Source organism: Mesorhizobium sp. B1-1-8, from assembly GCF_006442795.2.
Lineage (GTDB): Bacteria > Pseudomonadota > Alphaproteobacteria > Rhizobiales > Rhizobiaceae > Mesorhizobium.
On the sequence record NZ_CP083956.1, the window covers coordinates 3,213,818 to 3,227,083 of the forward strand.

16 protein-coding genes are annotated in these 13,266 nt (G+C 62.9%); 9 read left to right on the forward strand and 7 right to left on the reverse strand.

From position 1 onward, the window contains the following. Positions 1 to 8 precede the first annotated feature (8 nt). The 3 genes from FJ974_RS15545 to folE form a co-directional block, all read right to left on the reverse strand. Entirely contained in the window at positions 9 to 980 is a 972-nt protein-coding gene (locus FJ974_RS15545) for a patatin family protein (protein WP_140532922.1), read from the reverse strand. An 84-nt stretch (positions 981 to 1,064) separates the two neighbouring features. Continuing rightward, positions 1,065 to 1,523, reverse strand: a complete 459-nt coding sequence (gene hisI, locus FJ974_RS15550) for a phosphoribosyl-AMP cyclohydrolase (protein ID WP_140532801.1) — start codon at positions 1,521 to 1,523, stop codon at positions 1,065 to 1,067. Positions 1,524 to 1,562: 39 nt separating this feature from the next. After that, on the reverse strand, positions 1,563 to 2,195 hold the full coding sequence (gene folE, locus FJ974_RS15555) for a GTP cyclohydrolase I FolE (protein ID WP_140532802.1): 633 nt from the start codon (positions 2,193 to 2,195) through the stop codon (positions 1,563 to 1,565). A gap of 237 nt (positions 2,196 to 2,432) precedes the next feature. Here folE and FJ974_RS15560 point away from each other — a divergent pair, with 237 nt between their 5' ends. The 4 genes from FJ974_RS15560 (at position 2,433) to blaOXA (ending at position 4,637) form a co-directional block, all read left to right on the forward strand. Further along, a complete protein-coding gene (locus tag FJ974_RS15560; protein ID WP_140532803.1) occupies positions 2,433 to 2,879 on the forward strand; it encodes an iron-sulfur cluster assembly scaffold protein in 447 nt (148 codons plus the stop codon). 155 nt (positions 2,880 to 3,034) lie between these two features. Further along, positions 3,035 to 3,409 (forward strand): membrane protein insertion efficiency factor YidD, encoded by a 375-nt coding sequence (gene yidD, locus FJ974_RS15565; RefSeq protein ID WP_140532804.1) that lies wholly within the window; start codon positions 3,035 to 3,037, stop codon positions 3,407 to 3,409. Between the two features lie 71 nt (positions 3,410 to 3,480). Then, complete coding sequence (locus FJ974_RS15570; protein WP_140532805.1) at positions 3,481 to 3,687, forward strand: hypothetical protein; 207 nt, start codon at positions 3,481 to 3,483, stop codon at positions 3,685 to 3,687. Between the two features lie 140 nt (positions 3,688 to 3,827). Next, positions 3,828 to 4,637 (forward strand): class D beta-lactamase, encoded by an 810-nt coding sequence (gene blaOXA, locus FJ974_RS15575; protein WP_140532806.1) that lies wholly within the window; start codon positions 3,828 to 3,830, stop codon positions 4,635 to 4,637. Between the two features lie 5 nt (positions 4,638 to 4,642). Here blaOXA and FJ974_RS15580 read toward each other — a convergent pair whose 3' ends face one another. After that, on the reverse strand, positions 4,643 to 5,488 hold the full coding sequence (locus FJ974_RS15580; RefSeq protein WP_226891278.1) for an SAM-dependent methyltransferase: 846 nt from the start codon (positions 5,486 to 5,488) through the stop codon (positions 4,643 to 4,645). Between the two features lie 191 nt (positions 5,489 to 5,679). Between FJ974_RS15580 and thrS the strand changes: the two genes are divergently transcribed. Beyond that, positions 5,680 to 7,653 (forward strand): threonine--tRNA ligase, encoded by a 1,974-nt coding sequence (gene thrS / locus FJ974_RS15585; RefSeq protein WP_140532807.1) that lies wholly within the window; start codon positions 5,680 to 5,682, stop codon positions 7,651 to 7,653. Between the two features lie 85 nt (positions 7,654 to 7,738). Further along, on the forward strand, positions 7,739 to 8,680 hold the full coding sequence (locus FJ974_RS15590; RefSeq protein WP_140532808.1) for a lysophospholipid acyltransferase family protein: 942 nt from the start codon (positions 7,739 to 7,741) through the stop codon (positions 8,678 to 8,680). 24 nt (positions 8,681 to 8,704) lie between these two features. Here FJ974_RS15590 and FJ974_RS15595 read toward each other — a convergent pair whose 3' ends face one another. After that, positions 8,705 to 9,670 (reverse strand): hypothetical protein, encoded by a 966-nt coding sequence (locus FJ974_RS15595; protein WP_140532809.1) that lies wholly within the window; start codon positions 9,668 to 9,670, stop codon positions 8,705 to 8,707. Between the two features lie 164 nt (positions 9,671 to 9,834). Between FJ974_RS15595 and FJ974_RS15600 the strand changes: the two genes are divergently transcribed. The 3 genes from FJ974_RS15600 to FJ974_RS15610 all read left to right on the forward strand — a co-directional run bounded on the left by FJ974_RS15600 (position 9,835) and on the right by FJ974_RS15610 (position 11,830). Continuing rightward, on the forward strand, positions 9,835 to 10,419 hold the full coding sequence (locus tag FJ974_RS15600; protein WP_140532810.1) for a nitroreductase: 585 nt from the start codon (positions 9,835 to 9,837) through the stop codon (positions 10,417 to 10,419). A 1-nt stretch (position 10,420) separates the two neighbouring features. Further along, positions 10,421 to 11,029 (forward strand): flavin reductase family protein, encoded by a 609-nt coding sequence (locus FJ974_RS15605; protein ID WP_140532811.1) that lies wholly within the window; start codon positions 10,421 to 10,423, stop codon positions 11,027 to 11,029. A 126-nt stretch (positions 11,030 to 11,155) separates the two neighbouring features. Next, the gene (locus FJ974_RS15610; protein WP_140532812.1) at positions 11,156 to 11,830 is read left to right on the forward strand and encodes a methyltransferase family protein; all 675 of its coding nucleotides are present in this window, start codon (positions 11,156 to 11,158) and stop codon (positions 11,828 to 11,830) included. 2 nt (positions 11,831 to 11,832) lie between these two features. Here FJ974_RS15610 and FJ974_RS15615 read toward each other — a convergent pair whose 3' ends face one another. Both FJ974_RS15615 and FJ974_RS15620 read right to left on the reverse strand, forming a co-directional pair. Further along, positions 11,833 to 12,714, reverse strand: coding sequence for an HpcH/HpaI aldolase/citrate lyase family protein (locus tag FJ974_RS15615; protein ID WP_140532813.1), 882 nt, complete (start codon positions 12,712 to 12,714; stop codon positions 11,833 to 11,835). Further along, on the reverse strand, positions 12,714 to 13,166 hold the full coding sequence (locus FJ974_RS15620) for a MaoC family dehydratase (protein WP_140532814.1): 453 nt from the start codon (positions 13,164 to 13,166) through the stop codon (positions 12,714 to 12,716). Before FJ974_RS15620 ends, FJ974_RS15615 begins: the two co-directional genes overlap by 1 nt. Positions 13,167 to 13,266 lie beyond the last annotated feature (100 nt).

The following is a 13,266-nucleotide window of genomic DNA, read 5'->3' on the forward strand; positions in this document are numbered from 1 at the left end:
TGGTTGGGTCAGGCCAGAACGGACTGCAGCCGGGTCAGTTCGCCGATCTGGGACATGGTCGCCTGATAGCCTATGCTGATCGCCTCGTCGGCGCGATGAAACTCCGTCAGGCCGATATGGCTTAGCTTCGGCTGCAGCGACATGTCCGGCGGATCGCCGGCGAGTCTTGCTCGCGAAATCCGGTCCTGGATGATGTTGAAGGCCTCGACCATGACGCCGGTGATGCCGAGCCGGCTCTGGTGCGGCTGGTGCTGGGGGTTGACCTGGCCGGGACGCGGCGCATCCTTCTCGATGACGAGTTCACCTGCGCTATGCTTGATGACCGCGGCTCGCCCGAACAGATCATAATGCAGGTTCACCGCCACCACGAGCGGCTGCTCGTAGGCACGGCAGACCGACACCGGCACCGGATTGACCAACGCGCCGTCGACCAGCATACGGCCGTTGCAGTTCACGGGCGAGAAGACGCCGGGCAGCGCGTAGGACGCGCGCATGGCGGTGATCAGCGAACCGTTCGACAGCCAGATTTCGTGGCCGGTGCGGATTTCGGAAGCGACGGCGACGAACGGCTTCGGCAGATCCTCGAAACGGATACCGTCCACGTGCTCACGCAGACGCGCATCGAGCTTCATACCGCCGAATAGGCCGCTGCCGCGCAGATTGAGATCGAGAAGCCCGAACAGGCGCCGCTTGGTCAGGCTCCTGGCGAATTCCTCCAGCTCGTCCAGCTTGCCGGCAAGATAGCAGCCGCCAACGAGCGCGCCGATCGAGGTACCGGCGATCATCGAAACTTCGATGCCGGCTTCGTCGAGCGCGCGCAGCACGCCGATGTGGGCCCAGCCGCGGGCGCAACCGCCGCCGAGCGCCAGCGAGATGCCCATCTTCTTCGCCGACTTCGGATCGGGCACGCCGCCGGACGATGCAGGGCCATTGGCTTCCTGAACGTCAGGTCTGCTGCGCAATGACGCCCATTCGAGCATCATGATCTCCCTTGTCCCGTATCCCTTCTACACCAAGGGCGTTTGAGAATAGTGAATATGAGCGTTTTGTGAATATTGAATGGTTCACACCGGCTTCCGATACGTCTCTTGCGCATCGAACAGCGGTTTGCTGCCGTCGTCGACAAGCGTCGCCTTGCCGTCGTCGAGCCCTACCGTCCGATAAAAGCAGGAACGTCTGCCGGTGTGACAAGTTGCGTCGTGGCCCAATACTTTGACGCTCAACCATATCGCGTCCTGGTCACAATCCGTGCGCATCTCGACGACGCGTTGGAAATTGCCGGAGGTCTCGCCCTTCTTCCACAGCGCATTGCGCGAACGCGACCAGTAGTGCGCGATGCCGGTTTCCAGCGTTAGCGCCAATGCCTCGGCGTTCATATGCGCGACCATCAAGAGCGTGCGGTCGCCAGCGTCGGTGACGACGACGGTGACGAGGCCAGCGGTATCGAAGCGCGGCGAAAGGAGGGTGCCTTCCTCCAGGGCCTTCTTGTCTGCTGGAGCTTTGGGAAATTCGACTGCCGACATCGCCGGTCCTTATGTAGTTGGGCCGGCAATGGCCGGCGATCAGCCCCCGACGCGCACCATGGTGACGAAGCGGACCTGTTCCTCGGGCGTGTCCTTGAAGACGCCGGTGAAGGTCGAGGTAAGCGTGGTAGAGCCCTGCTTGCGGATGCCGCGCATGGCCATGCACATATGCTCGGCCTCTAGCATGACGGCGACGCCGCGCGGGTTGAGCACGTCCTGGATGACGCCGGCGATCTGGGCGGTCATCGCCTCCTGCGTCTGCAGGCGGTGAGCAAAGATGTCGACGACGCGCGCGATCTTGGACAGACCGACGACCTTGCCGTCCGGCAGGTAGCCGACATGCGCCTTGCCGATGATCGGCACCATGTGGTGCTCGCAATGGGAGTGGAATTTTATGTCCTTGACGATGACGAGATCGTCATAGCCGGCAACCTCCTCGAAGGTGCGGCCAAGCTCGTCGGCCGGGCACATGTCGTAGCCGTTGAACATCTCGCGGAACGCCTTGGTGACGCGCTTCGGCGTATCGATCAGGCCTTCGCGATCCGGATTGTCGCCGGTCCAGCGCAAGAGCGTGCGCACCGCGGCCTCGACCTCGGCTTCGCTTGGCCGATCGGTGACGGGCTTCTCCATGTAGGAGGAAGGGGGCATGAATTTTTTGATGACGGCGTCCATAAAAGGCGTCTCCCGTAGTCCCACTCAAAGGTGGGACGAGTTGAACGGACCACGACCTTTCGGGTGAAACTCGCCCGGTTTCCAGCCCGTAAGCGGCGTGAACAGATGAACAAGGACAAGGACTTGTGATCGCCTTGTCGATGCCCAGTACAGACCATTATATAAGATGGCGCCGAGCGAAAGGAAGACGCCGGAGCGGCAAAGCCTGTTCGCTGGGCGGCGACGGATTGGAAAAATATGATCGACGACGTCTACAATGCGAAAATTCTGGGATTCGCCGGAAATATCGGCCGGATCGGCAGGCTCGATCATCCGGACGCAACCGCGCGGGCGCATTCCAAATTGTGCGGCTCGACCGTCACCGTCGACCTGAAGATGGACGGCGACGTAGTCACCGATTTCGCGCATGACGTAAAAGCCTGCGCGCTTGGCCAGGCTTCGTCCTCGATCATGGCCAAGCATGTCGTCGGCGCCAGCGCGGATGAGTTACGCGCGGTGCGCGAGACCATGCTGAAGATGCTCAAGGAAAACGGCGCGCCGCCGGAAGGCCGCTTCGCCGACCTCAAATATCTGGAGCCGGTGCGCGACTACAAGGCGCGCCACGCATCGACCATGCTGACCTTCGATGCAGTGGTCGATGCGGTCGGCCAGATCGAAAAGAAGCGCGCTGAAAGGGCGGCGTGAGAGCCTACGCCCGCCTGCCGTTGGCGCTTCTTATCCAGTCGGCGAAAGCCGCGGCGGGGTTCGGCAGGTCACGCAAATTGGAGCAGAACAGCATTGCGTTCCCGAACCGCAGCCCACATCTATCGCGCAGCAAAACACGCCGCGGAGCAAGGTGAGTGGGCGACAGCCACGGACATGCACGTGAGGCGAGGGCACCGCGACCCGGCCGCAACTGGCCGGGGCCCTGGCGCAAAACGCCGGGCCGTGTGCTTGGCACGTCGCTTGTGCGTATCTACCAGCTGACGCTTTCCGGCTTCGTCGGCAATTCCTGCCGGCATCTGCCGACCTGTTCCGAATACGCGCATGAGGCGATTGCCCGCCACGGCCTGTGGGCCGGCGGCTGGATGGCGCTGTTTCGGGTCTCGCGCTGCGGACCCTTTGGAACGCACGGCATCGACCGCGTGCCGGAGGCACTCGCCGCCCGCTATGTCTGGTTCACACCGTGGCGCTACTGGCAGGTCGGCAGGAAGCGCGGGCAGGTGGATAACTGACAGGCTGGAAACGGGTGGCGACGCCTGTGCGCCGAAGCGACACTGGGGCCTCGAAAACAGGAGGTCTTCCGATGATGTCGCTGTTCCTGGCAATTCACGTCCACGCCGCCAAACGCGGCGACGGATTGCTGCCCGAATTCCTGGGATTGGCGCCGCAGCCTGGCGACGTGCCGAAGGCCATGAATGAAAATCCCGTCGCGAGCGCCGAACAGCGGAAAAGCACTTCCAGGTCCGATCCGCAGACTCGGAGGCCCGTTCGAAAGCCGGTGATCCTCTAAGACTGGCGCGTGAAAAACCGGCTCCGCTTTACGATCCGGTAGGGTTAACACAAGCCTGCACGAAGACTGCGCATTTGAGACAAAATCGAGACAAGACGCTTCGCTAAGCCGCTCCCCGTAATCCCTTCAGGAGTGAGCGCATGCGCCAGATGGACCGCTATCCTTTCTTTTTTGCCATTGTTCTGTTCCTTCTGGCCTGGATGCTGGGCCTGCCGATGCGGGCGCGATCGGCGCCGCTGAAGGACATAAGCTGCACGCTGATCCAGGATGCAAAGAGCGGAGCGACACTCTATCAGGACGGCGTCTGCGACCAGCGTGTCAGCCCGGCTTCCACCTTCAAGGTGCCCCTGGCCCTGATCGGCTACGACGCCGGGATCCTGAACGACGCACACACGCCAAGCTGGGATTACAAGCCCGAGTTCAATGCCGTGAAGCGGGACCGGAAAATCGTCGACCCGACGATCTGGGAGCGTGATTCCATCGTCTGGTATTCGCGCGAGATCACGCGCCGGCTCGGGGCGAAAAGTTTTGCCGGCTATGTTTCCAGGTTCGGCTACGGCAACATGGATGTCTCCGGCGATGCCGACAAGAGCAATGGACTGACCCAGTCTTGGATAAATTCCTCGCTCGAAATATCGCCTGTCGAGCAGACGGCTTTTCTGCGCCGGCTGCTTGCCGGCAACATGCCGGTCTCGGCCAAGGCTCACGATATGACAAAAGCGATCGTCCCGAGCTTCCAGGCAGGTGGCTGGGCCGTGCAGGGCAAGACCGGCAGCACAGGGCTCGGCAAGAACAAGCTGTCGCTGGGCTGGTTCGTCGGCTGGGCGCAGATGAGCGGCCGGCAGATCGTTTTTGCCCGGCTAATCGTCGATAGCAAGCGCGGCGAAATGCCAAAGGGACTGGAGACACGGGCGGCGTTCCTTAAGGATTTACCTCAACTGGTGAAGTAAACCCATCAGGCGTTTCGGCGCGCCCGGATGATGTGACCGCCCGAATTGCCGACTGTTCCGTTCGGGGTCCTGGAAAAGCGGGCGGCGATATCGCCGCTCTCGACATCCTCGATCTCATCGAATCCAAGGCCGGTGAGGTATTTCGCCAGCTCATCAGGGATAAAGAAGCTGATCCAGGGCTCGCCGACGGCTGCGACGCGCGCCGAATGGAAGGCGTGCGCTGACTGTCCCGCCGCATCGCGGTTCTGAGCCGGCTCGCTGTAGTCGAACACAACATCCGAGCCGGGAGCGCCGGCGATATAGGAAAGCGTGGCGAAGATCGTTTCCTGCGTCAGGTAAGGCACGACCCCCAGCCAGATGAAAAAGCTTGGGTCGCTGGCGTTCAGACCGGCGGAGGCCAGTTCTGCCGGCAGACGCTGACGCTCGAAATCGACTGGCACGAATGTGGTTCGAGCAGGCTCGGCTAGACCGGCCTCGGCGATGCATCTGCGTTTCCAGGCCTGCGTTGCCGGGTGATCGACTTCGAACATCGCAAGGTCGGGGTGCGGGTTGCGGAGCGATAAGGTATCGAGACCGGCGCCGAGCACCACGACCTGCCGGACACCGCGCTGCACGGCTTTCGCCAGCCAATCCTCGGCGAGGCGAGCGCGGGCCGCCACGAACAGCCGCATGCGCCGGCTATGCTCGTCTTCCTTGTCAAGCTCCTCAGCGGCAGGTGCAGCGTCACCCAGAACCGCGATCGCGTAGGGATCGCGAAACAGTCCTGCCTGCGGTGAAAACTGGTGCAGTGCCCGCAAGCGCGCGACGCGCAGGGCGGTTCGGCTGGGTGTAGCGTCTTCCATGTCGACCATTCCAAGCTATGAAGATCATATTCGCAAGCCTTTGCAGCCGGCCTGCGGCACTTCTGGCGACATTTCCTGACGCCGCATCGACGACCGCCTCTTTACCTGGCGCCAAGCAGCCTCTAAAACCCGCCCGCCGCCGGACGCCTCCGGCGTTTCACCACCCGCGCTCGTTTGCGGGACTGGATAGGAGAATTCTGATGCTGAATTCCGTTTCCCTGACATTTCCCGATGGTTCGGTCCGCGAGTACGATGCGGCGATGACCGGCGCCGGTCTGGCCGAATCGATCTCCAAGTCGCTGGCCAAGAAGGCTGTGGCTTACGCCATCGATGGCACCGTCCGCGACCTCTCCGACCCGCTCGGCAAGTCCGGCAAGGTCGAGATCATCACCCGCGAGGACCCGCGCGCGCTGGAACTCATCCGCCACGACGCGGCGCATGTGCTGGCCGAGGCCGTGCAGGAGCTGTGGCCGGGAACGCAGGTGACGATCGGGCCGGTGATCGAGAACGGATTCTATTACGATTTCGCCCGCAACGAACCGTTCACGCCGGACGATTTCCCGGCGATAGAGAAAAAGATGCGTGAGATCATCGCCCGCAACAAGCCTTTCACCAAGGAGGTTTGGTCGCGCGAGAAGGCGAAAAAGATCTTCGCCGAGAAAGGCGAACGCTACAAGCTCGAGCTGATCGACGCCATTCCCGAGGACCAGGATCTGAAGATCTATGCGCAAGGCGACTGGTTCGATCTTTGCCGCGGTCCGCACATGGCCTCCACCGGTCAGATCGGCAACGCCTTCAAGCTGATGAAGGTGGCGGGCGCCTATTGGCGCGGTGACAGCAACAATCCGATGCTGACGCGCATCTACGGCACCGCCTTTGCCGACCAGGCGCAGCTCGAGGCCTACCAGATCATGCTGGAAGAGGCCGAAAAGCGCGACCACCGCAAGGTTGGCCGCGAGATGGACCTGTTCCATTTCCAGGAGGAAGGGCCGGGCGTCGTGTTCTGGCATGCCAAGGGCTGGAAGATGTTCCAGAACCTGGTCAACTACATGCGCCGCCGTCTCGACGAGCATGGCTATCAGGAAGTCAACGCGCCGCAGGTGCTGGACAAGAGCCTTTGGGAGACGTCCGGCCACTGGGGCTGGTATCGTGACGCGATGTTCAAGGTCACCGTTGCCGGCGACGATACCGACGACGACCGGATCTTCGCGCTGAAGCCGATGAACTGCCCGGGCCATGTGCAGATCTTCAAGCACGGGTTGAAGTCTTACCGCGAACTGCCTGTAAAACTCGCGGAGTTCGGCAATGTGCATCGCTACGAACCGTCGGGCGCGCTGCACGGGCTGATGCGTGTGCGCGGCTTCACGCAGGACGACGCGCATGTCTTCTGCACAGAGGAGCAGCTGGCGGCGGAATGCTTGCGCATCAACGACCTGATCCTGTCGACCTATGCCGATTTCGGCTTCGACGAGGTCGCTGTGAAACTGTCGACGCGGCCGGACAAGCGGGTCGGCACCGACGAGGCGTGGGATCATGCCGAGGCGATCATGAGCAATGTGCTGGAGACGATCCGCACGCGCTCAGGCAACCGCATCAAGATCTCGATCAATCCGGGCGAGGGCGCCTTCTACGGTCCGAAGTTCGAATATGTGCTGAAGGATGCCATCGGCCGCGAATGGCAATGCGGCACCACCCAGGTCGATTTCAACCTGCCGGAGCGTTTTGGCGCCTTCTACATCGGCTCGGATTCGGAAAAGAAGCAGCCGGTCATGGTGCATCGCGCGGTTTGCGGCTCGATGGAACGTTTCCTCGGCATCCTGATCGAGAACTATTCCGGCCATTTCCCGCTGTGGTTCGCGCCGTTGCAGGTGGTGGTGGCGACCATTACCTCGGATGCCGACGACTACGCCATGAAGGTGGTCGAGCGGCTGAAGGCGGCGGGGCTTTTGGCCGAGGCCGATCTGCGCAACGAGAAGATCAATTACAAGGTGCGCGAGCACAGCCTGGCCAAGGTCCCGGTCATCCTCGTCTGCGGCAGGCGTGAGGCGGAAGAGGAGACGGTCAACGTCCGTCGCCTCGGCTCCCGCGACCAGGAATCGCTCACGCTGGTGGACGCGGTGAAATCGCTCGCCGACGAGGCGGTTCCGCCGGACCGCAGGCGCCGCGCGGCCTGACGCGCCGACACTCTCCTGAAATGGCGGTGGCGCAGTCCACCGCCATTTTCATACACCTGTCACGCCAACCCTGTAACGAGCCGCCATGCTCAAACTGAAACCGCGGGAAAGAGCCTTTCCCGAGTTGTCCTATGCCAACCCGCATCAGCCGGCGCTGACGCGCTGGTTCATCCATTCCGTCGAGGGTCTGTCGGGCCGCGACCGCTTTGCCGCGCTCTACGGGTTCTGGCGTCATCAGGTCGTGCCAAGCGGCGAACGCGTGTTCAGCCGCATGCTGGAGCTGATTGAAGTCAGGGTGCGCAAAGCCGGCCAATGGCCGCCGCCGGCATTGCCGGACACGCCGCTGGTGATCGTCGCCAACCATCCGTTCGGCATCGGCGACGGCATTGCCGTGCTGTCGCTGGCCGAACAGCTCGGGCGGCCGTTCCGCGTCATGATCCACAAGGATCTGCTCAAGATCCGCGAGATGGAACCCTATTCGCTGCCGATCGACTTTTCCGAAACCAAGGAAGCGCTGAAGAACAACTTGGCGGTGCGCCATGAAGCGGTGCGGCTGCTGAAGGAAGGCGTCACCATCGTCGTCTTCCCGGCCGGCGGCGTCGCTACGGCGCCGAAGGGATTCGGCCGGGCAATCGACCTGCCGTGGAAGATGTTTCCGGCCAAGCTGATCCAGGACGCCAAGGCCTCCGTCATCCCGATGCATTTCTCCGGCCAGAACGGCCGCCTGTTCCACCTCGTCAGCGGCCCGATGAACATGGCCGAACGCGACAACCGCGTGGCGAAGTTCGTCGGCAAGGCATCGCTGACGCTGCGCACCTCGCTGCTCATTCGCGAATTCGCGCGCCTGTCCGGCAAGGCGATCGAGGTGCAGATCGGCGACGTGCTGAAATGGAGCGACCTGGAGCCGCTGCGCGACCGCAAGGCGCTGCTCGACCGGCTCTATCGCAGCGTCTTCGATCTGGCGCCGCCGGCCGGGCCGCGCGGGCGTGTGCCGTTTTTGCCAAAGCGCATGCGCAAGGCCGCCTGAGGCCTTACGCCAACTGGGCCCAGGTCAGTCAGCGCCTTCCTCGGGATCGATGGCGGAGGAATCGTTGGCCAGGACCTCGATCTCCTGGTTCTGGCCGGCCACGACCGTGAAATCCTTCTGATAGATGCGGTCGCGGTTCTTGGCGATGATGGTGTATTGGCCTTCGGCCAGCACCATCGAGGCGAACGCGCCGACGGCTTCCTTGATCGGGTCGCCGGATTCATTGAGCAGCGACCAGGATGTGTCGGCTATCGCCTCGCCGCCCTGTTCGCGCACCAGCTTCATCGTCATCTCGGCCGCGCGGTGCTCGACGGTGGCTTCCGTCAGCTTGCCGGCCTCGACGCGGATGTCGGAGCGGATGACGGCGTTGACCGCGCCATAGGTGGAGACGACGTGGTAGGTGCCGGCGTTCAGCCGCACCACGGTGTTCGGCGCGACATCGGGGATGATCAGCGCACGGTCGCCATTGGCTTCGGCATGGCCGTCATAGATGGAGAATTTCAGGTTCTTCGGCGGAATATGCGCGCCGCCCGACGTCACCGCATCGAGCTTGAGGCCGCCGGCATCGAGGACGAGGTTTTCGCGCCTGGCCTGCTTGCCGACGGTGATGCGCTTGGTGGCGCCGGCCCGCCCGTATGAGGCGTGGACGAGATAGCTGCCGGGGTCGAGCTGGAACACCGCCGTGCCGCCATGGGCGGACGCCACCATCGGCAGCTTGCCGTCGCTGGTGGGCTCCGGCCTGAAGACCCGCCAGACGATGCCGCGGGTGATGTCGGCGCCCTTGTCGGTCAGCTGCGCCGAAAGCGTGATCGCGCCACCATTGCCGAGCGCCAGCGGCGCCCCGCTCTTCGGCGTCGCATAACTCGAAATGTCGGGAAGTTTGAGGCCATCGACATCATTGGCGTTTTGGGCAAGCGCGAAGGAAACCGGCACCGCGAACAGCGCGGCCACGAGCCCGATCACGAAAAGGCGCAGAATCCCCTCAAACATGCCTTGCGTTGAAGCCCAAGGCGGTGGCAATTTCAAGGCTTAAGAGCCTGCCGCGTCCGCCACGGCTCCTTATCCGGCGCGTAACGCACCGTCCGCCCGAGCCGCCCGACCTTCCCGATGGCGCGCTTCAGCTCAAAATTGAATGCTCCAGGAGACTTGCGCCCATGGCGTCGCCGATCATCGACTTCCTTTTGAGCCGCAATTCCGCGCCGATCCCGGATTTGAAGGAGCCGGCGCCGGGCGATGCCGAGATCGCCACGATGATTACCGCTGCCTCGCGCGTTCCCGACCACGGCCGGCTCGAACCGTGGCGCTTCATTCTCTATCGCGGCGAGGCGCGCGTCGAGATCGGCAGGAAGCTGGCGGCATTGGCCGAACAGCGCGAGGGGCCGCTGACGGAGGGCCGGCGCAACCAGGAACTGGCGCGTTTCTCGCGCGCGCCGCTGGTCATCGGCGTCGTGTCCATAGCGCGGGACAATCCGAAGATCCCGCAATGGGAGATGTTCCTGTCCGGAGGAATGGCGGCTATGAATCTGATGATCGCGGCCAATGCGCTGGGCTACGGCACCAATATGATCAGCAACTGGTATTCCGATGTCGCGGAGGGCAGGGCGATCCTCGGGCTCTCGCCGCAGGAGCGCGTCATCGGCTTCGTCCATATCGGCTCCTATCAGGGACCGGCGCCGGAGCGGCCCAGGCCCGATCCGGCAAAACTCTATGCCGACTATGCCGGACCCTGGGCCGGATAGAATGTTCTACGAGCCTTCGAAAGGGCATGGCCTGCCGCATGATCCGTCGAAGGCGATCGTGGCGCCCCGTCCGATCGGATGGATTTCCACCATCGACAAGGCGGGAAATGTCAACCTCGCGCCCTATTCCTTCTTCAACGCCTTTTCGACTCGCCCCTTCATCGTCTGGTTCTCGTCGGAAGGCGAGAAGGACAGCGCCACGGTCGCTGCGGAGACAGGTGAATTCGTCGCCAATCTCGTCAGCCGCGAACTGGCGCAGAAGATGAACCGCACGGCAGTCGATGCGCCGCGCGGCATCAGCGAGTTCACTTACGCTGATCTGGCCATGGCGCCGTCGCGCCTCGTCGCGCCGCCGCGGGTGGCCGAGGCGCCGGCGGCGCTGGAATGCCGGGTGACGGAAATCCTGCGCCCGAAGGCGCTCGATTGCACCGAGACCAGTGCTGTCGTGGTCGCCGGCGAGGTCGTCGGCGTCCATATCGATGAGGCCTACCTCAAGGACGGCCTGTTCGATGTCGTCAGGGCCGGCAATGTCGCCCGCCTCGGCTATATGGACTATGCAAACGTCGACCATATATTTTCCATGCGCCGACCGCGGTGGGGGAAGGACTGAAGGATGCCGCGTGAAAAAGGATCACGTGAAATACTTTAGGTCTTTCATTTCAAGCATGTCTTTGTCCCGAAACCGCAGCACACTTTCGGGAGACATGCTTTACCGGATCGGGTGCGGGAGATTGCGATGATCTCGAGGTTGGTCGTCCAGACATTCGTATGGTTCGGCGCCATGGGCGCGGTGCTCTTCCTGGCGGCGGGCACACTGAACTGGTGGGGAGGCTGGGCCTATCTGGTGTTGATGGTGGGGCTCAGCCTTACCCTTGGCGTGGCGATGGCCCGGCGCGATCCCGGCCTGATGAACGAGAGGCTCAGTCCTCCCATCCAGAAGAACCAGACGACCGCCGACAAGATCCTGCTGACCATATTGCTCGTCGCCATCTTTGCGTGGCTGGGCCTGATGGGGTTTGACTTCCGGTACGGCTGGTCGGCGATTTCCCCATGGCTGCAGGTGATCGGAGCGGCTGTACTGCTGCCCGGCATCTGGATCTGCTATCTGACTATGCTGGAGAATAGTTTTGCCGCGCCCGTCGTGAAGATCCAGGAGAAGCGCGGACAACACGTGATTACCACCGGCCCATACAGCTACGTCCGCCACCCCATGTATGCCGGCGCCATTCTTTTCTTCGCCGGCACGGCGCTGCTGCTCGGCTCCTGGTGGGGGCTGGCATCGGTGCTGGTGTTCATCGTGCTGCTCGCCATCCGCACTTTCGTCGAGGAGGAAACGCTGCGTACCGGCCTGCAAGGCTATGATCAATACGCGGAACGGGTCCGCTACCGGCTGATCCCGATGGTCTGGTAAAGCTAGAGCAGAACCCCCGCCGCCGTGGCGCGCGCCAGGAGCCGTTCGGCCAGACGCAGATGCGGCCGGTCATACATCTTGCCGTTGATGCCGACGACGCCGGGATTTCCCGCCGCGGCAAAGGCATCGACGATCGCCTGCGACCGTCGAACCGCCTCGGCTGACGGCGTGAAAGCGGCATTGATCACCGGCACCTGCGCCGGATGGATCGCCATTTTGCCGGTGAAACCGTCGCGCTCGGCCTCGCGGCATTCGGCCTCGAAGACGGCCATGTCGCGAAAATCCGGAAAGACGGTGTCGATTGCAACCACTTCGGCCGCGCCAGCCGCGAGGATGGTCATGGTGCGCGCCAAGCGGAAGACATCGGTGTAACGACCGCTCTCGTCGCGCGCCGAACGGGCGCCGATCGCCGCCGACAAGTCCTCGGCACCCCAGGTCAGCCCGGCAAGCCGGGCGCTTGATCCGGCATAGCTTGCAGCGGCAAGCACGCCGGCAGCGGTCTCGGTGATGATCGGCAGGATTTTGATGCCGCCGTCGGGCAGCCCGTTCTCGGCTTCCCGCACCCTCAGCCTTGCCGCAAGCTGCTGGACATCCTGGCCGCTGTTCGACTTCGGCAGCATGATGCCGTCAGGCCTTGCCGGAACCAGCGCTGCGAGATCGTCGTCGGTCAGGCCGGTCGAGAGGTCGTTGACCCGCACATAGATGGCGGAGCTTGTCTGTTGTCTTTGGTTCGAGATGAAGCTGGCCGCGACCTTGCGCGCGGAAACCTTGTTGGCGGGCGCGACCGAATCCTCCAGGTCGACGATGACCACGTCGGCGCCAGCGCCAAAACCCTTTTCCAGCTTGCGCTCGCAATCGCCGGGCACGAAGAGCAGCGAGCGCATCAGGCGGCCCTCTTCAGCATCATCGCCTGCCTTGTGCATTTGGCGACCAGCATGTCGTTCTGATTGTAGGCGCGGTGCTCGAATTCGACGATGCCGCGATCCGGTTTCGACCTGGACTCGCGCACCGAAACGACCGTGGTCTCGACCCGGATCGTGTCGCCGTGGAAGACGGGGTGCGGGAAGACGGTCTCTTTCATGCCGAGATTGGCGACGGTAGTGCCGACAGTGATGTCGTTCACCGAAATGCCGATCATCAGGCCGAGCGTGAACAGCGAATTGACCAAGGGCTTGCCCCATTCGCTCTTGGCGGCGAAGTCGAAATCGATGTGCAGCGGCTGCGGGTTCAGCGTCATCACCGAAAACAGCATGTTATCGCTCTCGGTAACGGTCTTGCGCAGCGGGTGGCGGAAGACATGGCCGACGACGAACTCTTCGAGATAAAGCCCGGCCATGTCGATCTCCTCCACCGATCGGCGGTTGATAGGCGCTGCGCACCCCGCTCGCAAGCCAGTTAATAAACATGGTGAACCGTTCGTAAACCATTTCCAGCCT